The sequence below is a fragment of the Polynucleobacter sp. MWH-Adler-W8 genome (assembly GCF_001889925.1).
Classification (GTDB): Bacteria; Pseudomonadota; Gammaproteobacteria; order Burkholderiales; family Burkholderiaceae; genus Polynucleobacter.
In genome coordinates this window covers 348,649-373,947 of record NZ_LZFI01000003.1, presented here as the reverse complement: position 1 = coordinate 373,947, position 25,299 = coordinate 348,649, and the positions used below count along the sequence as shown (strand labels likewise).

At 43.4% G+C, this 25,299-nt stretch carries 22 protein-coding genes and 1 riboswitch; of the genes, 4 read left to right on the top strand and 18 right to left on the bottom strand.

Translation table 11 applies throughout. The features are described from left to right. Positions 1-943: 943 nt before the first annotated feature. The 3 genes from AOC28_RS05240 to AOC28_RS05230 form a co-directional block, all read right to left on the bottom strand. Positions 944-2,203: a D-amino acid dehydrogenase gene (locus tag AOC28_RS05240; RefSeq protein ID WP_072582881.1), complete on the bottom strand. Its 1,260-nt coding sequence runs from the start codon at positions 2,201-2,203 to the stop codon at positions 944-946. Between the two features lie 149 nt (positions 2,204-2,352). After that, positions 2,353-2,441, bottom strand: a riboswitch (glycine riboswitch). Positions 2,442-2,470: 29 nt separating this feature from the next. Next, the gene (locus tag AOC28_RS05235; RefSeq protein WP_072582880.1) at positions 2,471-3,640 is read right to left on the bottom strand and encodes a M20 aminoacylase family protein; all 1,170 of its coding nucleotides are present in this window, start codon (positions 3,638-3,640) and stop codon (positions 2,471-2,473) included. Between the two features lie 12 nt (positions 3,641-3,652). Further along, complete coding sequence (locus tag AOC28_RS05230) at positions 3,653-4,636, bottom strand: tripartite tricarboxylate transporter substrate binding protein (protein ID WP_237767738.1); 984 nt, start codon at positions 4,634-4,636, stop codon at positions 3,653-3,655. A 119-nt stretch (positions 4,637-4,755) separates the two neighbouring features. On the opposite strand from AOC28_RS05230, the gene AOC28_RS05225 reads away from it, so the two are divergent. Then, positions 4,756-5,667, top strand: coding sequence for a LysR family transcriptional regulator (locus tag AOC28_RS05225; RefSeq protein WP_068949216.1), 912 nt, complete (start codon positions 4,756-4,758; stop codon positions 5,665-5,667). Between the two features lie 54 nt (positions 5,668-5,721). Here AOC28_RS05225 and AOC28_RS05220 read toward each other — a convergent pair whose 3' ends face one another. The 14 genes from AOC28_RS05220 to AOC28_RS05150 all read right to left on the bottom strand — a co-directional run bounded on the left by AOC28_RS05220 (position 5,722) and on the right by AOC28_RS05150 (position 20,206). Next, positions 5,722-6,954: a porin gene (locus tag AOC28_RS05220; RefSeq protein WP_072582879.1), complete on the bottom strand. Its 1,233-nt coding sequence runs from the start codon at positions 6,952-6,954 to the stop codon at positions 5,722-5,724. 274 nt (positions 6,955-7,228) lie between these two features. Next, complete coding sequence (locus tag AOC28_RS05215) at positions 7,229-8,218, bottom strand: tripartite tricarboxylate transporter substrate binding protein (RefSeq protein ID WP_228385062.1); 990 nt, start codon at positions 8,216-8,218, stop codon at positions 7,229-7,231. After that, positions 8,205-10,316: a 3-oxoadipate enol-lactonase gene (pcaD, locus tag AOC28_RS11240; RefSeq protein WP_083564232.1), complete on the bottom strand. Its 2,112-nt coding sequence runs from the start codon at positions 10,314-10,316 to the stop codon at positions 8,205-8,207. The genes AOC28_RS05215 and pcaD overlap by 14 nt, the downstream gene beginning before the upstream one ends. Positions 10,317-10,324: 8 nt before the next feature. Continuing rightward, on the bottom strand, positions 10,325-11,533 hold the full coding sequence (pcaF, locus tag AOC28_RS05200) for a 3-oxoadipyl-CoA thiolase (RefSeq protein WP_072582878.1): 1,209 nt from the start codon (positions 11,531-11,533) through the stop codon (positions 10,325-10,327). Further along, positions 11,530-12,180, bottom strand: a complete 651-nt coding sequence (locus AOC28_RS05195; protein WP_068949221.1) for a 3-oxoacid CoA-transferase subunit B — start codon at positions 12,178-12,180, stop codon at positions 11,530-11,532. The genes pcaF and AOC28_RS05195 overlap by 4 nt, the downstream gene beginning before the upstream one ends. Positions 12,181-12,182: 2 nt before the next feature. Next, positions 12,183-12,851 carry a 3-oxoacid CoA-transferase subunit A gene (locus tag AOC28_RS05190; RefSeq protein WP_068949222.1) on the bottom strand — a complete coding sequence of 223 codons (669 nt, stop codon included), beginning with the start codon at positions 12,849-12,851 and terminating at the stop codon, positions 12,183-12,185. Further along, on the bottom strand, positions 12,844-14,043 hold the full coding sequence (locus AOC28_RS05185) for a benzoate/H(+) symporter BenE family transporter (protein WP_072582877.1): 1,200 nt from the start codon (positions 14,041-14,043) through the stop codon (positions 12,844-12,846). Before AOC28_RS05185 ends, AOC28_RS05190 begins: the two co-directional genes overlap by 8 nt. Beyond that, positions 14,043-14,828 (bottom strand): 1,6-dihydroxycyclohexa-2,4-diene-1-carboxylate dehydrogenase, encoded by a 786-nt coding sequence (locus tag AOC28_RS05180; protein ID WP_192846856.1) that lies wholly within the window; start codon positions 14,826-14,828, stop codon positions 14,043-14,045. Before AOC28_RS05180 ends, AOC28_RS05185 begins: the two co-directional genes overlap by 1 nt. Beyond that, positions 14,828-15,850 (bottom strand): benzoate 1,2-dioxygenase electron transfer component BenC, encoded by a 1,023-nt coding sequence (benC, locus tag AOC28_RS05175; protein ID WP_072582875.1) that lies wholly within the window; start codon positions 15,848-15,850, stop codon positions 14,828-14,830. The genes AOC28_RS05180 and benC overlap by 1 nt, the downstream gene beginning before the upstream one ends. A gap of 17 nt (positions 15,851-15,867) precedes the next feature. After that, positions 15,868-16,359, bottom strand: a complete 492-nt coding sequence (gene benB, locus AOC28_RS05170) for a benzoate 1,2-dioxygenase small subunit (RefSeq protein ID WP_071466649.1) — start codon at positions 16,357-16,359, stop codon at positions 15,868-15,870. After that, a complete protein-coding gene (gene benA, locus AOC28_RS05165; protein WP_072582874.1) occupies positions 16,356-17,726 on the bottom strand; it encodes a benzoate 1,2-dioxygenase large subunit in 1,371 nt (456 codons plus the stop codon). The genes benB and benA overlap by 4 nt, the downstream gene beginning before the upstream one ends. 44 nt (positions 17,727-17,770) lie before the next feature. Further along, complete coding sequence (gene catA / locus AOC28_RS05160; protein WP_072582873.1) at positions 17,771-18,691, bottom strand: catechol 1,2-dioxygenase; 921 nt, start codon at positions 18,689-18,691, stop codon at positions 17,771-17,773. 66 nt (positions 18,692-18,757) lie between these two features. Next, positions 18,758-19,048, bottom strand: coding sequence for a muconolactone Delta-isomerase (gene catC, locus AOC28_RS05155; protein ID WP_071466646.1), 291 nt, complete (start codon positions 19,046-19,048; stop codon positions 18,758-18,760). A gap of 12 nt (positions 19,049-19,060) precedes the next feature. After that, positions 19,061-20,206, bottom strand: coding sequence for a muconate/chloromuconate family cycloisomerase (locus AOC28_RS05150; RefSeq protein ID WP_072582872.1), 1,146 nt, complete (start codon positions 20,204-20,206; stop codon positions 19,061-19,063). A gap of 100 nt (positions 20,207-20,306) precedes the next feature. Here AOC28_RS05150 and AOC28_RS05145 point away from each other — a divergent pair, with 100 nt between their 5' ends. The 3 genes from AOC28_RS05145 (at position 20,307) to AOC28_RS05135 (ending at position 22,533) form a co-directional block, all read left to right on the top strand. Beyond that, positions 20,307-21,221: a LysR family transcriptional regulator gene (locus tag AOC28_RS05145; protein WP_143143881.1), complete on the top strand. Its 915-nt coding sequence runs from the start codon at positions 20,307-20,309 to the stop codon at positions 21,219-21,221. Between the two features lie 687 nt (positions 21,222-21,908). After that, positions 21,909-22,139, top strand: a complete 231-nt coding sequence (locus AOC28_RS05140; protein ID WP_072582921.1) for an AbrB/MazE/SpoVT family DNA-binding domain-containing protein — start codon at positions 21,909-21,911, stop codon at positions 22,137-22,139. Beyond that, positions 22,129-22,533: a PIN domain-containing protein gene (locus AOC28_RS05135; protein WP_072582870.1), complete on the top strand. Its 405-nt coding sequence runs from the start codon at positions 22,129-22,131 to the stop codon at positions 22,531-22,533. The genes AOC28_RS05140 and AOC28_RS05135 overlap by 11 nt, the downstream gene beginning before the upstream one ends. A 29-nt stretch (positions 22,534-22,562) precedes the next feature. On the opposite strand, the gene rpoD is transcribed toward AOC28_RS05135, so the two are convergent. Next, a complete protein-coding gene (rpoD, locus tag AOC28_RS05130) occupies positions 22,563-25,163 on the bottom strand; it encodes an RNA polymerase sigma factor RpoD (protein WP_072582869.1) in 2,601 nt (866 codons plus the stop codon). Positions 25,164-25,299: the final 136 nt, after the last annotated feature.

The window sequence follows — 25,299 nt, the reverse complement described above, 5'->3', positions numbered from 1 at the left end:
ATATTTGATTTGGTTGAAAAGCCAACAGAATGGCTAGATACAAAAGGCAATAAACGTCTTGGACAAATGGCCTTTGTACCATTTCAGACTATTCGAGGGGGAGTTCCTTACGGCAGACCTTTCCCATCCCCATTTAGTTACTCTTAAGTTGGAAAACAATTTAGTTACTAAATTACACCGTTACTTAAAGTAGCGCTCAAGAAAATACCAACCCGAAGGTTGGTATTTTCATTTCTGGTGGGCCCACCAGGACTTGAACCTGGGACCAAAGGATTCCGGTTTGTGTAGCTTTCACTACTCCCTGGACTATGCCTTCACCGTATTCATTTCTGAACTTAGGTGGGTGCCGTCTAGTCTCTACACCTTCAACAGCACTTTCACGCTGAAGCTTGGCTCGGCGTTAGCTTGTGCAGCTTTTGGCTACCTTTAGCTTTCTCCGAATTTGACACCATCCCTTATGTAGTTTCCACGCATAAGGCACAACTTTCGCTATGAGTCCTCTGCTCTAACCAACTGAGCTATGGGCCCTAAAACTGTTTTTACTACACACCTTTTGAGGGGTGTTTTACTTCTAAAACCACACAAAATCCGCATTTACTACACACCTCGGTTTTTGCTCCGGTGTGTAAGCAATTTTGACCACCTAATCGACCACTAAGCTCTTGAAATCATTGAGGTCTTTGTTACAAGACCCCTAGGGCTTCTTTCTTATGAGAGCAGAAGCCCATAATAGAGCCATATAAACAGGGGCTCTGCGGGTGGTCAGTGTCGATGTGTAAGTAAATGTGTGAGCAATTTCGTAGATTTAAAGGAAGTGGTCTCTCGGTCTTTGGTTTTAGAAACCAAAGGAATTTTGGAACAACCATCTAGCACTTCGTTGCTCCAAAGTTATTTTTTGAAGATTGATAAGCGTTACTTTAAGTAACGCTTATCAATTACTTACTCAAGAAAACTTTAGGCTTGCTGGCGAACTAACCTTTTTAGTGGTTTCGCCATACTGGATCACATCACCAATCATTTCAGCAGTACAGGCAGATAAGGTCCAACCTAAATGGCCATGACCAGTGTTGTAATACACATTAGGTTTACTACCCAAGCCTACTTTTGGCATCATTGTTGGCATCATTGGACGTAATCCAGCCCAAGGCACTACCGAGCGAGTGCTAACTTCAGGGAAGCATTGGTTAACCCAATCAATCAAAGGCTTAATACGATCCGCGCGGATATCTCGATTGATACCGTTAAATTCTGCAGTCCCTGCAACGCGGAATCGATCTACCCCAAGACGACTAGTAACGAGCTTAGTTTCATCATCAAGCAGGCTCACATTCGGGGCACCCTCTTGGCTAGCTTTATCAGTCAAATTCACCGTTATTGAATAGCCCTTAACCGGATAGACATTGACGCGATCACCTAACTGCGAAGCAAGATCACGACTTCCAACCCCAGCACACACAACGACATTATCAAAAACAAGCTGACTCGCTTGCCCATCTTTGCTCAGGGTTAAGTTCACACGATTGCCATCGGACTTGACAGAAAGCACTTCATGCTCATAAATGGTTTTAACACCCAAGTTTGCAGCAGCCTCTGACAACCCATGAGTGAACTTATGAATATCACCTGTGGAATCGCTTTCGGTGTAATAACCACCATAATATTTACCGGCTAGCGTAGGCTCAATCTCTTTCATCTCTTGAGGTGTAACGGCAGTACGCCCTAGTCCGCCTTCGGCAAGCATTTTGGAGACCTTACCAGCATGCTCAAAGCCTGCTTTATCACGATAGATATGCAAGATACCTTCGCGCTTTAAATCAAAATCAATACCCTCTTGCTTTGCCCAAGCAAATAGATGCTTTCTGGCTTCAATCGCCATATGTGCGGTCTGAACGGTATTGCTCTTGTAATTCGGAATCGAGGCAATGAACTCTGCGAACCATGAAATCTTATGCCAGTCAGGCTTTAAGTTAATTAATAGTGGGGCATCTCTTTTAAATACCCACTTCATGCCCTTCATGATCGTTGACCAGTGGTTCCAGACCTCTGCATTAGATGCAGAAAGTTGGCCGCCATTGGCAAAGGATGTTTCCATGCCAGCATAACGATGGCGCTCAATTAAAGTGACATCGTAGCCACGCTTTGCCAAAACATAAGCGGTTGTAACGCCTGTGATACCGCCACCAATAATTACAAATGATTTCATTTTTAGATCCTTCAAACGTCAGGGTTACCCATTGCAGATGCTCAAGGGGCCCCCTCTGTTCTGGACCTGAGAGATTCGCAAATATTTAATATTTGCTTGCTCCTTCGGTGTTATTGGATGACGAATACCCAATATCTCTTCAGAGTTTAAAGATCATTTCGGTTCTTTTGCCTGAGAGTTTCCGGGGCGGTTGCTCCTTCGGCGTTGCTGTAAAAGCAATCTCTCCCGAGAATGATTTAAATACTTTTAATACTATACCTTCAAATACTAAGTCTTCAGATATTGCTTCACCAGTTCAGACCAAAATGTTGCGCCAATCGCAATATTTCCATCATTAAAGTCGTAGGCAGGGTTATGCACCATACAAGTTCCTGGTGTATCCCCATTGCCAATAAAAAGATAGGAGCCAGGGATTTTCTCGAGCATAAATGCAAAATCTTCGCTGCCTGATAATGCCGGTCCTTGGCACGTAATAGCTGCTTCGCCAAAGAGATCAGCCGCCACATTCCGCGCAAACTCTGTTTCCGCCGCTGAATTTACTAAGACTGCATAACCCCTTTTCCAATTCACTACTGCAGTAAGTCCAAAACTTTCTGCTTGTGACTGCACAAGTTCCTTAATTCTTTTTTCCAGATCAATTCTGACCTGAGGATCTAATGCGCGAACGCTTAACTCTAATTTTGCACGTGCTGGAATTACATTGTTAGCATGGCCAGCATTAAATGCCCCCACTGTAATTACCGCCGATTGTTGTGGGTCAACGTTCCTAGACACAATAGTTTGCAACGCCATCACAATCGAGGAGGCAGCCACGATTGGATCAGATGCTCTATGTGGCATTCCCCCATGACCTCCTACGCCTAAGATCTCTATAGTTGCATAGTCACTAGATGACATGGTTGGACCATCACGAAAAATAAAGTGGCCAACCGCATATCCAGGCATATTGTGTATGGCAAAGATGGCATCGCAAGGGAAGTGTTTAAACAACCCATCCTCCATCATGCGAAGTGCCCCTCCGCCACCTTCTTCAGCCGGTTGGAATATAAGATTTATCGTGCCTGAAAATTCTTTTTTATCAGCAATCTCCTTAGCTGCAGCAAGTAGCATTGCAGTATGTCCGTCATGACCGCAAGCATGCATTACGCCCTCATTCTTGCTAGCCCATTCCAGGTCTGTCTGCTCATTAATAGGCAATGCATCAAGATCAGCCCTTAAGCCAATTGTCATTTCACCATTACCGTTTTTTAGAACACCTACAACGCCTGTTCCGCCTATACCTTCATGTACCTCATAGCCCCAAGACTTTAGTTTTTCAGAAACCAATGCCGCAGTTCTATGTTCTTCAAACGCAAGTTCAGGATGTTGATGAATATCTCTTCTTAGAGAAATAAACTCCTCAACCTCTACCAAATTAACCTCATGCAATTGAGTCATTGATATACCCAATTATTGAGGTTGTAGGTTGATGGATTTTGCAATTGCTCTAAATTGAGCAGTACCGTCACCATAAACTTTATTCAACTCATTTAAGGACAATGGCTTTGCAATCATTAAACTATTGGCATCAAGTCCTGACTTCACAGCTGGGTCTTCAAGTACAACAGCCAAAGCTTTATTCAGAGTTTGCATAATTGGCTCTGGGGTATCTTTCTTCACAAAGTAACCAGTCCAGATGGAGTACACAAAACCCTTAAGACCTTTGCTTTCAGTAACTGCAGGGTAATCTTTAACGCTCTCTAAACGCTTAGAATTCAGCATTGCAAGTATTTTGATTCTTCCCTGCTTAGCCAGCTCATCATGTGATTTGCCATATGGCGCCAAAAAGAAATCGATTTGACCGCCGATTAAATCCTGCAATGCTGGTCCAGCACCTTTGTATGGAACATGTGTCATTGGAATCTTAGTCTCCTTGGACAGTTGCTCACCAAGCAAATGATAAAAAGAACCCGGGCCAACACTTGCATAGGAGAGGGGCTTGCCTTCTTGTGCAGATTTTTTTGCAAATGCTAAAAATGAGTCAACATCCTTCACAGGCATATCACTTCTTACTAAAAAAGCGATTTGTACAGATCCGATCATCTGAACAAGACGAAAATCCTCGCTTTTAAATTTAATTGCTGAATTTGCAAGAGGTCCCAAAATTAACTCATTTGGAGAGCCTTGCATCACTAAGTAACCATCCGCTGGTGCATTTAGCACCTTTTGGGCGGCAATGCCACCACTTGCCCCGCCAATGTTTTCAACAATGACAGCCTCACCTAACTTTTTGGAGAGGGGCGGGCTCACAATACGAGCAATCACATCTGAAACACCGCCCGCAGGATATGGAACAACCAAACTTACCGGCTTAGAGGGAAAGGATTGCGCCATGGCAGTGGTTGCAATGGACACAACACCAAACACCAAGGCAAAAAACTTAGTTAATTTCACAGCAGGACCCCTCTTTTATGAATGTAGAGCATATTCTAGGTATGGTTAAATATAATGTCTAATGCATTTTTATATCATTTACTATAATTTCATGTAATAGCTATTATTGGAGAAACAGCATGACACTAACTCAGCTTAGACACATGAGTGAGCTTGCCAAAACCGGCTCCTTCATTAAGTCATCAGAGAATCTATTTGTTACGCAACCAGCTCTTAGCAGAAGCATTAAATCGCTTGAAGATGAATTGGGTGCAAAATTATTTGATCGACAAGGTAGGCACACGACTCTCACTGCATTTGGTGAAGAAATTTTACGCCGCTCGCAAATTTTGCTGGATTTAGCTAAAGACATCAAAGAGACTAATCGGAATTTCAAAAATGGGCTTAGCGGCCAAATTCGAATCGGCATGGGGTCTGGACCTGGCGCGCTGTTGATGACCAAGCTTTTGGAACATATTGCTGTTCACTATCCCCATCTTCATATTGAAGTTGCAAGAGGGAAAACTGGCATGCTCATTGAGTCGCTGAGAGCAAGAAAATTAGATGCCCTCATTATTAATGCTAGATCAATGAAACCAGCGCAAGATTTAAAAATGGAAGTGATCTACGAAACTCCAGGTGCATTCATGGTTCGCAAAGGACATCCATTAAGAAAGTTAAAAAAGATTTCCATTGATGATCTTAGAAAATATCCTATTGCTTCTACAGCCTTAAGTGAAGAAACAGAAAAGACAATCATTGATCGCTATGGAAAAGACGCTAATCTTGATAATCTGGTCAACATAAAATGCAGTGAAATATCAAGCCTAGTGGAGGTAGCACAGCAGAGCAATACTGTACTTCTTGCAATTCGTAATTCTGCACTTGAGCTGGAAGAATTAACTATAACTCCGCCATTAGATGCGACTGCTAGATTTGGATTTGTTACGATCGAAAATAGAACTGAATCTCCACTATTGAAGCACGTCAGAGATTTTATTGAAAAAGATCTCAATGAGAGACCAAATAAAATGGCAATAAAAAAAGAATAAAAAAACCCGCCCAAGGCGGGTCAAACTTTTAATTTTTGGAGATTTAAAGTTTTATTAAAAAGTGTGGCGCATACCTATTGCATAGTTATTTAATCCTGCACTCACTGTTTTACCAGTGGAAGTTGTTGAATTAGATACAGTTGTTTGGCCATAGATTGCATACAAGTTGGTACGCTTACTCAGCCAATAATTAGAGCCAGCTTGCCAACCATTAAAGTTTGCAGTTGGAGAGCCTGATCCCATATAGGTATAGCGCCCAAGCCCTGCAGATGCCCATGCTTCAATTGCAGGAGTGATATAGCTTCGCAACCCAATTTGCTCTGCTGAGCGCCCAAGATAATATCCAGATGAAATTGTCGATGTGGCTTTACGATTCAGGTACTGGGCATAAGCTTTTAATATGCCGAAATCATAAGTAGTACCAGCATAAAATTGGTTATCTTGAACATTTAACGCGTTTCCACCGGGTAATGTAGGCGCAGTAGATGCGCCATTAGCTTGAGCATTAGTCCATTCATGTGAATTTGAAGTTGAAGGAACTGAAGCTGTGTCTGCAGTGGTAAATTGCTTCAAAGCTTGGTAGGCAACTGCTGCATAAAATTTATTATAGGTGTAATCAACACCAAGACCCCATCCACTTGCGTTAGTATTTCCACCCGTAATGGTTGCCCCTGATGTTGTTTGTGTTTCGTTTTTATTATTTAAAGTATAGATACCGCTTGCGGTAAACCCAGCAACTGAATCGGTTTTAAATGACAATGTATTTGCCGTGCGAGCTGTAAAACCAATGTAGCTAGTTCCAGCGCTTGCACCCGCAATTCCCTGCGCACTTGCGTATATGACGTTACCAGTCAGGTTGTTAAAGTTACCTGGATCCGTTGCTAACCCTGCGTTAAAAATTGGCGTGTATTGCAAACCAAGTGCCGCTTGTCCAATACCATTCTTTTTTAGACCAACGAATGACTGTCGATTAAATAAGCCATTATTTGCATTGCCACCTAAGTTTGCATCTTGAGGATAAATTTGAAATTCTGTTGTGAAAAATGCGGATGATCCACCACCCAAGTCTTCAATTCCTTTTAGACCAATACGACTAGAGCTCTCTGCATTCTGACCAAATTGACTTACTGTTGTCTTTGTTTCTGCGCCTGTTGTGGGGCTGACTACTCTTGAGTTGCCGCCTACATAACCCGCATCAATAATTCCATACACCGTTACACTTGATTGTGCTTGTACGCCGCTTGCACAAACAGCTGCTAAGCCCGCCGCTGTAATAATCTTTTTCATTTCCTATTTCCTTTACCTTTTAACTTTCAATTAATTTTGGTGACCCGAATGCAAAACCTGCAATCGAAGCCAGTCTAGGTAAAGAACTGCATGATGTCTAATGCATTTTAATGACACTTAATATAATTAAATGTAATACATTGCTATAGTGAAGTAGATAAATGAATTCACAATTAATTTCTAAACTTTTGGACGAAAATTTGTAGCAAAAAAAAATGCCAACAAAGGCTCAAGCTCTGTTGGCATTCAGAATGAAAATGTGGGTAGCTAGATCTTAATCAGCCTTAATTTGATTTACTGAAATAACCTTTCCCCAGCGTTCAATTTCTTTATTTAGATAAACCCCCAGCTCTTCTGGCGATGATCCTATAGGTTCAGCACCAATACTTTCAAACTTATCCTTAATGGCAAGAGTATTCATACTGGCTACCAAGGCTACATTCAACTTCTTAATAATAGGCTTTGGAGTATTCGCTGGCACAAAAACTGCAAACCAAGGCGTGACATCATATCCTGGTAACCCAGACTCAGCAATGGTTGGTATGCCTGGCAAGGCCTTAGAGCGCTTGATTGTCGTTAAACCGATTGGCCTTAGCTTTCCAGAAAGAATATGAGGCTTTGCAGAAGTGATGCTGTCAAACATGTAATTCACTTGACCGCCAAGTAAGTCAGTCACTGCTGGGCCGCTACCCTTATAAGGAATATGTTGCATATCTATTTTCGCTAACGACGTAAATACCTCTCCAGCCAAATGAATAGAAGTGCCGTTACCTGCTGACGCATAGGTAATCCTTCCAGGCTGCGCCTTTGCATTTGCTATCACATCCGCAACTGTTTTTACGTTAGGCTGGGTAGCATTAGTAACCAATACATTAGGCACAATAGCAATGAGACTAACGGGCGCAAAATCCTTTATCGGGTCATAGCTTAATTTTGGATATAAAAACTTATTGGTAGCCATGCCAATTGAAGTAATCATCATTGTGTAACCATCAGCTTCAGAACGAGCTACTAATTCCGCTCCAATATTCCCGCCTGCACCGGGCTTATTTTCGACAAAGATTGTCTGACCCAAAGATTTGGAGGAGCTATCTGCAAGTGCGCGTGCAATCACATCCATTGCCCCGCCGGGCGGAAAAGGAACAATCCATTTAATTGGCTTAGTGGGCCATTCCTGTGCATTAGCCATACTGAAGTACAGGAATATTGCAGCAATTCCAATGCCCTTTCCTATCCAGGATGGCTTCCGTTTATTTCCCATCATGCCCACTTTTCCCTGCTAATGAGATTGCAATACATGCAATTGCGCCTGGAATTGCGAATGCATAGAAGTTAAATTCCAATGGCAAACCCAAGCTTAACAAAGTACCGCCTAGCACTGGACCTAAAATAGCGCCCACACGACCAATGCCAGAGGCCCAACCAATACCAGTGGAACGAATTTTTAATGGATAGTATTGCGCAACATAGGCATAGAGCAAGATTTGAGAGCCAATTGTGGTTGCGCCTGCAATAGCTACCAATAGATTTAAAACAATGAATGGACTCTTAACGCCTAAGAGACTAATTGAAGCGGCAGCGCAAATAAAGAAAATGGTAAGTACCTTGCGTGGATGGAACTTATCGGCAAGCCAACCACCTCCAACCGCTCCAAAGATAGCGCCAATGTTTAGCACCATCAAGAATATTAGGCTTGAACCCATCTCATACCCAGCTTTGTTCATTAGCTTTGGAAGCCAAGATCCCAATGCATAAACCATTAATAGGCACATAAAGAATGAAGTCCAGAACATTAAAGTACTTAATACGCGACCATCTTTAAAGAGCGAAACCAAAGGTACAGAGCTAGAGGCTTTACCTAATGGATAGATATATTCATTAGAAAGCAATGTGCCGCGCTCTGGGGCGATTTTTTTTAATATTTTTCCAGCATCAGAGTTCCGATTTGATTTAATCAAAAAGCCAGGTGACTCAGGCAGATAGTAAAGAATGATTGGTAGCAGCAGCAGTGGAATAATGGCAACGAAAAAAACTGAGGGCCAGCCATAGGTCGGAATTAAATAGATTCCTACGCCAGCCGATAACATACCGCCAACTGAGTAACCGCTAAACATAATCGTTACCAGCAGGCTACGAATTTTTTTAGGTGAATATTCAGTCATCAAAGCAACCACGTTAGGCATTACGCCACCAATACCCAATCCAGCAATAAATCGACAGATACCAAACTGCGTAAGGTTTTCTGCAAAACCATTAATAAAGGTAAAGAAGCTAAACAATGTAACGCACATTGCAATAGTCTTTTTTCTCCCTATCTTGTCTGATAACGGCCCAAAGAACATAGCTCCAAACATCATGCCAAATAATGCATAACTACCCAAAGTCCCTGCCTGCATGGGTGATAACTGCCATTCGGCCATTAATTTAGGCAAAACAACTCCATAGATGACGAGATCGTAACCATCAAAAATGATGATTAGACCGCACCAAAATAAAAGACCCCAGTGAAATTTATTAAACCTCGCTTCGTCTATTAACTTATGAACATCAATTTGACTCATGCTTATGTCTCCAATTTGTGTTTGATTTGCAAAAAATTGCTTGATTACTTGATTGAATTCAGTTTCCGCTTCAATGTTTGAAATGTGCGAAGCAGGCACCTCTTGTAGTTGAGATCCTTTAATTTGGGACTGCATATACTGAGCATCACTAATAGTGGTAACAGGATCTTTATCCCCGCTGATAATTAATGCAGAAATATTGATTTCTGAAATCCCCCCCTTAAGATCCTCAGTAGCCAATGCCTCGCAACAACTTGCATAACCTTCAGGGTTCATATTTTTCAAGTTAATCAGTAATTCGTTAACTGCTTTAGGGCTTGAACCATAAAACTCTGGTGTAAACCATCTCGAAGGAGCGGATTCTGCGATAGTTTTGAGACCCTCTTTTCTAACTAAAGCCGCCCGCTCATTCCATGCCTGCTCATTACCTATTTTTGGCGCAGTATTTGCAATCACTAACGCCTCAATTCTTTCGGGCGCATTGACTGCTAGCCATTGACCAATAAGCCCGCCCATCGAAATTCCACAGAAGAAAGCCTTATCAATACTGAGGTAATCAAGAAGACCTAAAACATCATTTGCTAGCTGTGCAATGGTGTACGGACCCTTTGGAGAATGAGTTAATCCATGACCTCTAGTGTCGTATCTGATTAAGTAGAAATCTCTTCTTAATACTTCAAGCTGACCATCCCACATAGAATGATCTGTTCCTAAAGAGTTAGAGAAAATAATTGCTGGTTTGTGAGGATCGCCATCTGTCAAATAGAAGATGTCAATTCCGTTAATGTGCGCAATACTCATTACTACTCCTAAACTCGTTCAATAATCATGGCTATGCCCTGCCCAACACCAATACACATAGTGCAAAGGGCGTATCTACCTTTAGTGCGAATCAGTTGATACATAGCTGCAGTTACTAATCGCGCACCAGATGCCCCTAGTGGATGCCCAAGAGAAATAGCGCCCCCATTTGGATTGACGTGCGCCGCGTTGTCAGGAAGACCAAGATCACGAGTAACTGCTAAAGCCTGCGATGCAAATGCCTCATTTAGCTCAACCACATCCATCTGACTAAGCTTTAAACCTGCTTTTTCCAAAACCTTCTTCACTGCAGGCGAAGGACCAAATCCCATGATTCTTGGAGCAACGCCAGCCGCAGCCACAGCCACAACACGCGCCTTTGGAGTCAGGGAATGCTGCTTTACACCAAGCTCTGAGGCAAGAAGTAAGGCGCAAGCGCCATCATTTACGCCTGAAGCATTGCCGGCAGTAACTGTGCCACCTTGTTTAACAATACTTTTTAGAGAAGCTAAAGTTTCTAGAGTGGTGAGACGCGGATGCTCATCCTTAGAAAAAACAACAGGATCGCCCTTTTTCTGCGGAATATTTACCGGAATAATTTCATCGTCAAAGATGCCTGCAGCCTGCGCCTTTGCAGTACGCTGCTGACTAGTAAACGCAAATAGATCCTGATCAGCCCTGGAAATCCTAAAGTCTTCGGCAACGTTTTCTGCTGTTTCTGGCATGGAGTCAACGCCATACTGAGCCTTCATTAAGGGATTAATGAAGCGCCAACCAATAGTTGTATCTTCAATTTTTGCCGATCTTGAATACGCAGAGTCGGCCTTACCCATTACAAAAGGTGCCCGAGACATGCTCTCTACACCCCCCGCAATCATTAGATGGTTGCCGCCACCTTTAATTGCATTTGCAGCTATACCAATGGCATCAAGACTAGAGCCACAGAGTCTATTGATGGTGGATCCAGGCACTTCCACTGGTAGACGAGCCAACAAGCTGGCCATCCTAGCAACGTTACGATTATCTTCACCCGCCTGATTGGCGCAACCAAAAATAACGTCATCTAACATTGACCAATCAACAATATTACGCATCATGAGAGCTTGAATTGGTAATGCAGCCAAATCATCCGCCCTTAAAGTAGATAGTGACCCACCGTACCTACCAAAAGGAGTTCTAATGGCATCACAAATATATGCATTTGAATTATTTTTCATGATTGAGCTATAGATAAAGGTGCGTCAGTTAGTTTTTGCAGCTCGCCCAAGGTGAGCCCAGGAACCATTTCACTCACAACCAAACCGTTTGGTGTGACATCGATAACAGCAAGATCTGTATAAATGCGATTTACGCAACCCATACCGGTAAGTGGGTATGTGCATTTTTCAACAATCTTTGCCTCACCATTCTTGGTGACATGCTCCATCGTTACAAATACATTTCTTGCGCCAATTGCTAAATCCATTGCTCCACCTACAGCGGGAATCGCATCTGGCGAACCAGTGTGCCAATTTGCTAGATCACCATTTTGAGCAACCTGGAAAGCGCCCAATACACAGATATCAATATGTCCACCGCGCATCATCGTGAATGAATCGCCATGATGGAAATAGGAGCCGCCCTTTAATAGGGTGATAAATTCCTTCCCCGCATTGATCAAATCAGGATCTTCGTCTCCCTTAGCTGGAGCTGGACCCATGCCAAGAACCCCATTCTCGCTTTGCAAAAATATCTCTTTATCAGCATCAAGGTAATTAGCGATTTTTGTAGGCAACCCAATACCCAAATTTACGTAAGAGCCCTCCGGAATATCTTGAGCCACTCTTTGAACAATTTGCTCTCTAGTTAAACGTTGGTATGCCATTTTTATTTCCCCTTCACAGCAACAACGTGCTTTACAAAAATACCCGGTGTAACAACATGCTCGGGATCTAGATCTCCCAGAGGCACCACTTCATTTACCTGAGCGATGGTGCATTTAGCTGCGGTCGCCATAATGGGGCCAAAATTTCTAGCGCTCATTCGATAAGTAAGATTGCCCCAGCGATCACCCTTAAATGCTTTAATGAGTGCAAAGTCGGCATGAATCGGATACTCAAGCACATAGCCTTTGCCATTAATAACTTTGCTTTCTTTGCCTTCAGCCAAGAGGGTGCCAAATCCTGTTGGGGTATAGATAGCACCAAGACCAGCCCCTGCCGCCTGAATGCGAGCCGCTAAGTTACCTTGCGGGACTAATTCGAGTTCAATTTTTTTGGCGTAGTACAACTTATCAAACTCATAAGAGTCAGATTGCCTTGGAAAGGAGCAGATAATTTTTTTCACCTGGCCTGCTTTGAGCAAGGCGGCCAAACCGACATCACCATTTCCAGCGTTGTTGTTTACTACTGTTAGCTCTTTGGCTCCATGCTCAATCAAAGCATCAATTAACTGCGCAGGCTGACCAGCCGTCCCAAAGCCACCAATCATGACGGTTGAGCCATCTTTGATTTGTTTAATAGCTTCATGTATTGAAGCCGATGTTTTATCAATCATTCTTTTCTTTACTCTTTAATTTCAATAAATCTTTATCAAAAACAACATATGCAATAGATCCAATCACAATTCCCCAGAATGCTGATCCCAGACCTAAAAAAGTCATGCCAGATGCAGTTGCTAAAAATGTGATTGCGGCAGCCTCACGATGATCGGGTTCTTCTAAAGTGCTCATGAGGCTAGTGACGATTGCGCCAAGTAAAGCTAAGCCAGCCAAAAGCGCGATGAGCTCTTTTGGAAGACTGGTAAAAATGAAAACGATTGAACCTGCTAAGGAACCGCCAATTAAAAAGAAAACGCCGCTGAAAATGCCTGCAACATATCGCTTGTTTGGATCTTCGTTAGCTTCTTTGCCTGTACATAGGGTTGCCGTAATTGCTGCAGTCGTAGTGGTAATGCCACCAAAGAATGCGGTTACCAGGGACATGAAACTTGTAAAAGTAATAATGGGCTTAGCGGGCACGTGATAGTTCGATAACTTGAGGATTGCCATTCCCGGCAAGTATTGGCCGGTCAAACTTACTAGAACCAACGGTATTGCAAAGCTGAATGTTGATTCCCAAGTCCACACAGGAGTGATGAATGTAGGATGGGCCAAAGCTAGCCTGAAATTATCTGGATTAACATCACCAATGAGATATGCCAGCCCGATTCCTGAAAATAAAACAACTAAGATCGCGAATTTTGGTATCAACCTTTTGAATATCAGATAAATTCCAATCATCGATAAAGCCAAGGCAGGCATGGTTGATACAGATTTAAATATATTGATACCAAACTGAAATAGAATGCCCGCCATCATTCCGGCCGCTATTCCCTTGGGTATATGCTTTATTAGCTTGTCAAAGGTACCCGTAATGCCAATTAATAGAATGATCATTGCGGCAGTGATATAAGAAGAAATTGCCTCATTGACCGACATATGCGGAAATAAGGCGATTAAGAGAGCAGCGCCAGGAGCGGACCAAGCAGTAATGATCGGCATCTTGTATTTCCAACTGAGATAAATCCCGGAAATGCCACCACCAAACGATACCGCCCATACCCAAGAAGATAGAACTTCATTAGATACCTGAGCTAGAGATGCGGCCTGAAAAAATATCAGCATCGGCCCAGCATAGGAAATCAATACAACTAGAAATCCAGCCGTAATTGAAGAGGGTGAAATATCTTCGAAAAAGGCGCGCTTCATTAGCCCAAATCTCCGCCACCAACCGGTAATACTGTGCCAGTGATATAAGATGACTCATCAGAAGCCAGGAACAAAATCGCCCTTACCTGCTCCTCAATTGTTCCATACCGATGCATCAAACTGGAATCAATCGTTTGGTCAATGATCCCTTGATACCAAACCTCTTCTTGCTTGGATAATTTATTCTTGTTTCGCGGAATCTTTCTCGGAGGAGCTTCAGTTCCACCAGTGGCGACCGCATTAAAGCGAATACCATCTTTAGCGTGCTCAAATGCCAAGCTAGCAGTCATCGCATTTACTCCGCCTTTTGCTGCGGCATATGGAATACGGTGAATACTGCGAGTGGCAATAGAAGAAATATTTACGACAACGCCATGCTGTTGCTTAATCATCACCGGTAATACAGCTCTACAACACCATAAGGTTGGAAACAAGGAGCGACGAATCTCTGCCTCTATTTGATCTTCATCATAGTTCTCGTAAGGCTTTGCCCAAATAGTGCCACCGACGTTATTAACAATAATATCGATCTTTTTAAATGCCTTTACTGCCTCTGAAATTAGCTTTGAAGCACCAGCATAGGTCTCTAAATCAACCTTAACCGTCAAAGACTTTGCTTTTAGCTTACCTAGCTTCTTTGCCACCTCATCAACTAGATCGGAGCGGTCGGCCAAAATAACCTTGGCACCCTCTTTAGCTAGGGCAATTGCCACGCCTTCGCCAATCCCTTGGGCAGCACCCGTGACAATAGCAACTTTATTCTTAAATCTTAGCGCCTGAGTCATCATGCACCTACAGCACTTGGAGAAAATTTCTCAAACAAGAAATTTGCTGGGGTAACACCTGCGCCAGACAACCAATTGCGTACAGCATCTACCATGGCTACTGGACCACATAGATAAATATCCACCTCACCTTGGTTTAACCATTCGTTTTCAATATGCTCTGTGACGTAGCCTTTGCGATCATGAGTACTTTCGGATGAAGCAACCACCGTCCGATATTCAAAATCAGGCAGTTTTGTTTTCATAGCTTCGAGCTGATCTAGAGCTACCAAGTCCATATCATTTGTCACACCGAATACCATCTTGATTGGATGCTCAGAGCCCGATGCAGCCAAACAGTCCAGCATCGATAAAAATGGTGCAATACCTGTTCCACCAGCGAGAAATAACACCGGACGCTTAACTTCGCGCAGATAGAAACTACCATTTGGTCCGGCAAATGAAATCGCATCGCCTGACTTACCAATGTCTGCTAGATACTGACTCATACGACCATTAGGGACATTACGCACTACAAAAGATGCAATGGATGCGCCTGGCGGAGAGCTAAAAGAATAGGCCCGAGTTAAGTCTGTTCCTGGAATTTGCACATTGACATATTGGCCAGGTAGAAACGTTAGAGAAGCAGGATCATCAAGCTCAATTGAGAACCCAATTGTTGAGTTCGATAGTTTTTCAATCTGTGCAATCTTGCCTGGGAATGATGAAGATCCAGTCTTACATGCGGCAGATGATGCGGGAATCTTCACCACACAATCCGACTTGGGCTTCATCTGACAAGCCAGGATCTGACGCTGAGCAGCCTCTTCCGGAGTAAGTGCATCCTCTATATAGCTAGACTCAGGTAGATCATAATCACCAGATTCACATAAACCACGGCAGGTACCACAAGCCCCATCCCTGCAATCAAGCGGAATATTCACTTTCTGACGATATGCAGCATCAGAAAGTTTTTCGCCTTCGTTGCAGGAAATAAAGCGAGTTACCCCGTCTTCAAACTGTAGTGCGATGTTATAGCTCATAGCATTCCGCCGATGTATTAAATGTGATAGATATCAATGACTTGACTGATGTAATCATTTTTAAGAACGATGTATTTGTTCAAAATGATTGGCTTATCGCCAGAGAAGTCGATTACATAACGAGACATACCAAAGTAGCTGTAGTTGGTTTTGTATCGATGACTTAGGGTGTGCCAATTAAAGCGAACCGTACAAATATCACCATCACGCTTCTCTAACTCAACATTAGTAATGTTGTGACAGGTTCTGGTATCAGGCATGGTTGCGCTTGAGCGTTCAGTCTTAATACGGAATACACGATCCTCAAGGCCTTGACGATTTGGGTAATAAATCAAAGAAATTTCTTCTTGTGGATTTGTTACCAACTCATCGTTATCGTCCCAGGAAGGCATCCAAAATTCAGCGTCTGGGCTATAGCAATTAAGCCACTCATCCCACTGCTCATCGTCCAATAGGCGACTCTCGTAATACAAAAATGCATTGATATCTAATATAGAGATCGTTTTCATGCGCTCACCTGCTCTTGCTCAACTGCTTTTTTCATTGTTTCAAGCCAATAGCGATGCTGAACTGTGTACAGGCCCTCATCTTCAGTTTTTAAGCCACTTAATACGGGCTTCAAGCCGATCTCTTTAGCCGCATCGTCAGCGCCTTCAATCCAATGCTCCGAACCACGACACATATCGTTCCACTCGATCGTCTTTGCAGCAAAGCCTTCCTGGCAAGCTCTAAACTCTTCTAAGTCATCTGGAGTAGCCATACCGCTCACGTTAAAGAAGTCCTCGTATTGACGGATTCTTCTAGAGCGTGCTTCTGCTGATTCGCCTTTAGGAGCAATACAGTAGATAGTGACTTCAGTTTTATCAACAGCCAATGGGCGCAGCACGCGAATTTGGGAGCCAAACTGATCCATTAGGTACACGTTTGGATATAAACAAAGATTTCTAGAGCGTTCAATCATCCAGTCAGCAATTGGTTTGCCAAACTTATCGGAAAATTCCTGGTGCCTCGGGAAATTTGGCCGGTCCTGTGGATTAGCCCACTTTGTCCAGAGGAGCATATGGCCGTGATCAAATGAATAGAAGCCACCACCCTGCTTACCCCACTTACCAGCATCCATCGCCTTGATGTTGTCCTCGCGAATTGCTTCTTGCTCTTTACGATGGTTGGTAGTTGCAGCGTAATTCCAATGAACAGCAGATACGTGATAACCATCAGCACCGTTTTCTGCCTGAAGCTTCCAATTACCGTTAAAGGTATAAGTTGAAGCGCCCTTCAATACTTCGAGTCCATCAGCAGATTGATCCACAATCATGTCAATGATCTTGGCGGCTTCACCCAAAAAGTCCTTTAAAGGGGCAACATCATCATTCAAGCTACCAAATAAGAAGCCGCGATAGCTTTCAAACTTAGGCACCTTCTTGAGATCGTGTGAGCCTTCCTTGTTAAAGCACTCTGGGTAGCCGGCCTCCTCTGGATCTTTAACCTTCAAGAGCTTTCCGCTGTTATTAAATGTCCAGCCGTGGAATGGGCAAGTGAAAGTAGCCTTGTTGCCGCGCTTATGACGGCACAACTGAGCGCCACGATGGCTACAAGCATTCATCATGGCGTTCAGTTCACCCTGACGATTACGAGAAATGAAGATTGGCTGACTACCAATATAGGTAGAGTAGTAATCATTGATGTTTGGGATTTGACTTTCGTGCGCCAAATAAATCCAATTACCCTCAAAGATGTGCTTCATCTCTAATTCAAACAAATCTTTATCGGTAAAAGCACTACGGTGAAGACGATAGTCGCCCTTCTCTTTATCCTCGACTAGAAATTCATCAAGGCTTTTGAGTTTTGGACTGTTATCTACATGAATTGGGATCATTTTTTTATCCTTTATGAAGGGGGTGCAAGCACCCCAAATTCAAATTACGCAGCGAAGTGGGCTCTATCAACAATTCCTGAAGCAGCTCCAGGCTTCTCAACCACTAAATGAAGATCAAAATCAATGGATACATAAGGCTTACTCACACCTTTTGCCTTCATTTCAGCTGGATCACTTACACGAACTAGTGGCGGTACCAAACCTTCACGACTAGCAAAAGCGAAGTCATCCCAGAGGTACTTGTCACCATCAATATTGATTTGAGTAGTTAACTTTCTATGACCAGGTGCCGTCACAAAATAGTGCACGTGCGCCGGACGCTGGCCATGGCGACCCAATAGATTCAATAATGCTTGGGTAGACCCATCCGGAGGGCATCCGTAACCATTTGGCACGATGCTTTGCATGGCATAACGACCATTCTCATCAGTGATGATCGTGCGACGTAAGTTATACGCAGGCTGAGTCTTGTCAAAGAATGAATAGCCACCCAATGTATTGGCATGCCACATTTCCACCTTTGCATTAGCTAATGGCTTACCATCCGCGCCAAAAACTGTGCCCTGCATAAACAGTGGATCAGCTTTATCCACTTCAGAGCCATCATCCATTCGAGCAAAACCTTTAGACTCTGGAGCGCCGGCAACATACAAAGGGCCTTCAATTGTGCGGGGAGTTCCGCCTGCCAGGCCAGCCTTCTCATCAGCCTCATCGGAACGTATATCTAAGAAGCGCTCTAGACCAATACCGGGGGCTAAAAGACCCAATTCATTACGGGCACCGGCTTCTGAGAAATACTCTAAACCTTTCCAAAACTCTGTTGGGGTGATATCTAAGTCTTCAATCGCTTTGCATAAATCAGTCACCAGGCGAAGAGTAATTGCCTGAACTCGCGGATTGGCAGGAGAATCCGCTGCATCTACGATCCATTCTTTTGCTAATTTTTCAATTTCTGTATGTTTCATTTTGTATCCTTAATAATTAATTTGATTTACTAAATTTCAATGTTGTTGAGTTGAGTTTTCAATGGATTAACTGTCATCTCCTCTTACAGAAGATGGATGTCTACATAAAGGCATTACTTCAATTTGCATATATGGGAAGAGTGGCAGTGTGGAAATTGCTGTATGCAACTCATCTACGCTCTCAACATCAAAAATGCTGATATTTGCGTACTGACCTGCAATACGCCATAAGTGACGCCACTTGCCAGATGATTGCAAGCCTTGTGCAATCTCTTTTTCTTTTGTCTTTAAGGCTGTCGCTTCTGCTACCGGCATGTCCGGTGGCAAATTTACATTCATACGTACGTGAAATAACATGCTGTCTCCTATTTAGGCAGTTATCAAGTCAACTTGATCGGAATGACCTTGTTGACGCTTTAAATAATTTATTTTTTCCATATCGAGCTGGATACCAAGGCCTGGGCCAGTTGGTACTTGCAAGCTGAAATCCTTGTAGACCAGTGGCTCAACCAAGATTTCCTCAGTAAGCAATAAGGGTCCAAATAACTCTGTGCCGAAGGCAAGGTCATTGAATGTTGAAAATACGTGGGCAGAGGCGGCAGTTCCTACTGCACCCTCAAGCATGGTTCCACCATACAAGCTGATACCAGACAGCTCAGCAATAGTTGCTACTTGAAGCGCTGGAAACAAGCCGCCGGATTGATTAATCTTCACAGCGAATACATCTGCTGCATATTTATTGGCAAGCTCTAATGCATCACTAGGACCATGCAATGCCTCATCGGCCATGATGGCAACATCAAATTGATTGGTCAGGCGAGCCATGCTGGCTTTATGAATTGCTTTAACTGGCTGTTCAATTAAATCAATGCCGCCAGCTTGCAGTGCTGCAATACCTTTAACTGCATTTAACTCGCTCCAAGCCTGGTTTATGTCTACACGAACACTAATATCTGGGCCCAGTGCTTTTTTGATTGCCAAGACATGCTCTACGTCAGCTTGGACTGAACGTAAGCCAATCTTTAATTTGAAGATATTGTGACGGCGCAGTGCAATCATCTTCTCCGCTTCAGCGATATCTTTATCAGTACTACCGCTTGCTAGAGTCCAAGCTACAGGCAACTGATCGCGAACTCGACCGCCAAGCAATTCACTAACTGGAATGCCTAAACGCTTGCCTTGTGCATCCAATAACGCAGTTTCAATTGCGCATTTTGCAAAACGGTTACCTTGAATAGTGGTGCGCAACTTATGCATGACCTTAGCAACCTGGTCAGCCTTCATCCCAATAATGAGCGGAGCAAAATAGGTATCAATGTTTATCTTGATACTCTCAGGACTTTCTTCACCGTAGTTCAAGCCACCAATAGTGGTAGCCTCACCCCATCCCTCAATACCGTCATTACAAAGAATGCGCACCAAAACAAGAGCCTGGGCATTCATCGTGGCCACAGATAACCTGTGTGGGCGGATAGTCGGCACATCAACTATTAGGGTTTCTACTGATTTGATCATATCTATTTCGTATAGTTTTTCGATAAATGAACTCTAAACAGGTCTTTTTGACGAGTCCAAGACTGATTTGGTATCCTTTTGATACTTAAAAGGTATACATATGGAATTAAGACACCTACGCTACTTTGTTGCTGTTGCAGAAGAAAAGAACTTCACTAGAGCTTCTGAAAAACTGTTCATTGCACAGCCGCCCTTGAGCAGACAGATCCAACAACTCGAAGAAGAGTTGGGCGTAACTCTGTTTGTTAGGAACTCGCGACCCCTCAAACTGACAGACGCGGGCAACTTTTTCTATGAGCATGCCAAGCAGGTTTTAGCTAGAACTGGCGAACTCAAGGCTATGACTCAACGGGTTGGTAATATCAACCGAATTCTGAATGTCGGTTTTGTTGCATCAACGCTCTACGGAAAACTTCCGAAAATTATTCGAAAATATCGAGCCAAATTTAATTCCATTGAATTGCGGATGTATGAAATGACAACAATGGAACAGCTCAAAGCTTTGAAAGATGGAAAGATTGATATTGGCTTTGGACGAGTACGTCATGAAGACGCCAATATCAGACGGATTGTATTGAGGGAGGAAAAACTCATTGCTGCAGTTCCTTATGAGCACCCACTATCAAAATCAAACAAGCCCATCAACTTAAAAGACTTAGCCGATGAAAATCTCATTGTCTTTCCAAAAAATCCCCGTCCTAGTTACGCAGACCAAGTATTAAATGGTTTCAAAGAAAGGGATGTTCATCCCAAAAAGATTATTGAAGTTCGAGAATTACAAATAGCTATTGGCCTTGTTGCTGCAGGCGAAGGTGTATCCATTGTTCCATTTAGCTTGCAGGGCATGAAACGTGATGACGTTGTATATCTAGAATTAAATGAAAAGCATGCCTACTCCCCCATCATCATGAGCACTAGATCAATGGATAAGTCTGAAGAAATTAAGGCAATGCTTGATTTAATTTATTGCATCTACGATGAAGAAGGCATCCCATACACCAGAGAAGAACTTTAAAAACTCTAAAAGACAAAACCCTCACCATTACTGATGAGGGTTTGCTTTTCTGGTGGGCCCACCAGGACTTGAACCTGGGACCAAAGGATTCCGGTTTGTGTAGCTTTCACTACTCCCTGGACTATGCCTTCACCATATCTTTCGACTTAGGTGGGTGCCGTCTAGTCTCTACACGTTCAAAGCAATTTCTTACTAAGCTTCGCTCGGCGTTAGCTTGTGCAGCTTTTGGCTACATTTAGCTTTCTCCGAATTTGACACCATCCCTTATGCAGTTTCCACGCATAAGGCACAACTTTCGCTATGAGTCCTCTGCTCTAACCAACTGAGCTATGGGCCCTAAATCGTTACATTTACTACACACCTTGCTGCTGGTGTTTTTACTTCAAAACCACACTAAAACCGCATTTACTACACACCTCGGTTTTTGCTCTGGTGTGTAAGCGGTGTGTAAGCAATTTTATATGTCTTAACCACCACTAAGCTCTTGAATCTATTGAGGTCTTTGCTACAAGACCCCTAGGGCTTCTTTCTTATGAGTCCCCTGCTCTAACCAACTGAGCTATGGGCCCTAACCACTCATTGTAATTGAAGGGGCTCTTCAAATGATTGATTGGTATGCACTTGCTGAAATGTTGGTTTTTATTTAGATATACATTATTATATGTATATCTAAAGGAGATGAAAATCATGGTCGTATCAAAATGGGGGAACAGCCTTGCCATTCGTCTACCAGCTCAAGTGGTCGAATTTTTAGAGCTAAAAGAAGGGGATGACATTGAGGTCCATGTTGCGGATAAAAAGCATTTCCAAGTTAAGAAGAAACCTTCCCTGCAGGATAGGCTTCAAAGTTTGAGAAAATTTCGTGGTCGCATGCCCGCTGATTTTCACTTTGATAGATCTGAATTGAATGAACGCTAAGAAGATATTTTTTGATACCAATACCCTACTTTATTTACTATCATCAGATACCAAAAAAGCAGACTGGGTTACTAAAAATTTACAGCAATCGAACGTAATAAGCGTTCAAGTGCTTAATGAATTTACTTCTGCTAGCATTAGAAAAATAAAAATATCTAATAGTGAGCTGGATGAATTCTTAGATTTATTTACGTCTACATTCAACGTAAGATCGCTTGATATAGATACTTTTGAAACTGGATTGATGGTGTCCAGGCGATATGGATACCATCACTATGATTCAATGATTATTGCTGCGGCTTTGCAAGCAGGATGCGAAAAACTGTACTCAGAAGATATGCAGCACCGGCAAGTAATTGATAAGAGACTGCAGATCGTGAATCCTTTTTTATAAAGGACTCACGATATCGAAGTGCTAGACAATCAATCTTCCTCGAGGAAGGTCTTGAGTTTGTCGCTACGGCTTGGATGACGCATTTTTCTCAGGGCCTTAGCTTCGATCTGACGAATACGCTCACGAGTAACGTCAAACTGCTTGCCGACTTCTTCGAGAGTGTGATCAGTGCTCATCTCAACACCAAAGCGCATACGCAATACTTTTGCTTCACGTGGTGTTAATGAATCAAGAACGTCCTTCACCACATCACGCATAGAGTCATGCAATGCTGCTTCGGCTGGAGCCAATGTATTGCCATCTTCAATAAAGTCGCCCAAATGAGAATCTTCATCGTCACCAATTGGTGTCTCCATGGAGATAGGCTCTTTAGCAATCTTCATGATCTTGCGGATCTTATCTTCAGGAATCTCCATCTTCAGCGCCAAGGTTGCAGCATCTGGCTCATGGCCAGTTTCTTGCAAGATCTGACGGCTGATACGGTTCATCTTGTTGATTGTCTCAATCATGTGAACAGGGATACGGATCGTACGGGCCTGGTCAGCAATCGAACGAGTAATCGCCTGACGAATCCACCATGTTGCATAGGTAGAGAACTTATAGCCACGACGGTATTCAAACTTATCTACCGCTTTCATCAAGCCGATGTTGCCTTCTTGAATCAAGTCCAAGAACTGCAAGCCGCGGTTGGTGTATTTCTTAGCAATGGAGATTACCAAACGTAAGTTGGCTACCGTCATCTCACGTTTCGCTTCACGGGCACGCTTCTCGCCAGCGATCATCTGCTTGTTTACTTCTTTTAATTCTGGAAGTGGAATAACAACATTCTTCTGAATATCAATCAACTTCTGTTGAAGTTCTTGAATTGCAGGGACGTTACGTTGCAAGAGTGCGCTGTAAGGCTTATTCTCTTTAAGCAACTTCTCAGTCCAAGTCAAATTCATAGACATCTTAGGGAAGTCCTTTAATACTTCGCTACGATTAACGCCAACTTTATCTACCAAAAGACTTACGATGCCACGCTCGAGTTTCCATACCTGGTCTACTTGTGAGCGCATAGTGTCACATAACTTCTCAACACTCTTCGCTGTCAAACGGAAACCAAGCAATTCAGCGCGAATCCCGTCCTGCGCCTTGATGTAGGCTGGGCAATTGTAGCCATCTTTATCGAAAGCACGACGCATCTTGTCAGCTTGTGTGCGTACGATCGCAAACTTCTCTAAAGAAATCTGCTTTAACTCTTCTAGTTGCTTGGCATTCGCAGTTGCAGCACCGCCACCACCGCCGCCGCCTTCGTCTTCACCGCCATCTTCATCACCCTCTTCAGCGTCCGGATCAATTTCTGGCTCTTCAGGTCCAAGCTTAATATCTTCTGCGTTAGGATCAACTAGACCATCAACAAACTGGTCAATCTCCATCTCACCACTGGCGATCTTGTCAACGTTGCTCAGAATCTCCGCAATCGTTACGGGGCAAGCAGCCAAAGCCATCACCATATCTTTGAGGCCGGCTTCAATCTTCTTCGCAATAACGATCTCGCCTTCGCGAGTCAGCAAATCCACTGTACCCATCTCACGCATATACATGCGTACTGGATCGGTTGTACGACCAAACTCTGAATCCACAGTGGAAAGGGCTGCTTCAGCCTTTTCTTCAGCCTCTTCTTCGGAAGCTGCAGCTTCTGTGTTGTCAGAAAGAATTAAGGTTTCAGCATCGGGCGCTTGTTCGTAAACAGTAATACCAATGTCATTGAGCAAGCTGATCAAAGTCTCTAATGCGTCGGCATCAGACAACTCATCAGACATCACGTCATTCATCTCGCCATGGGTTAAGTAACCCTTGGACATACCCATCTTGATCAAAGTCTTTAAACGAGCACGACGTAACTCTTGTTGCTCTTCGGTGCCTAACTGCTGTGCTGCGAATTCTTTTAAGAGCGCCTTTTCTTTAGCTTTACGCTCACGGGCTTTTTGACGATCCGTCAATACTGGCTCTGCATTTTCTGCAGGGGCATCCGCTTTCGCTTTACGGCCGCGCTTTTTTTCCTCATCGGCAGCTGGAACTTCTACTTCAGCAACCGTGGCTTTTTTACCTTTGGTTTCTTTTGCTTCTTTTGTTTCTTTAGCTTCTTTTGTTTCCTTCACCGCTTTAACTGGTTCAGGTTTAGATACAGGCGCAGCTTTACCTTTTTTTACTGGCTCAACCTTGACTTCTGTCTTGACTGCTTTCGCAGGTGCTTTGGCAACTGGCTTGGCAGGTACCTTTGTTGGTACTTTTGCTGCCGGCTTTGCAACAGCTTTTGTCGGTTTTGCTGGAGTCTTAGCTGGGGCCTTAGGTGCAGGCTTTGCAGCAGCCTTTACCGGTTTTGCTGGAGCTTTCGCTTTTGGAGCAGGCTTAATCGGCGCTTTAGCTTTAGGTGCCGGCTTAGCAGCAGCTTTTACTGGTTTAGCTGGAGCTTTCGCTTTTGGAGCCGGCTTTGCCGGAGTCTTCGCTTTAGCAACTGGTTTGGCTGCAGCCTTCACTGGCTTTGCAGGAGTTTTTGCTTTAGCCGCTGGCTTTGCAGCAGCTTTTACTGGCTTAGCTGGAGCTTTCGCTTTGGGAGCTGGTTTTTTGGTCTTGGTATTCGGCATTTATTAGCACTTATTCACATTACTGTTATTGATATCGACTGATGAAACACAGCCCCGTAGTAACTCACTTACTCACTTACCCCAAATTTCATCAAAATAAAGCGCAAGTGGCTGAATTAAATCGGTTTTTTCTTGG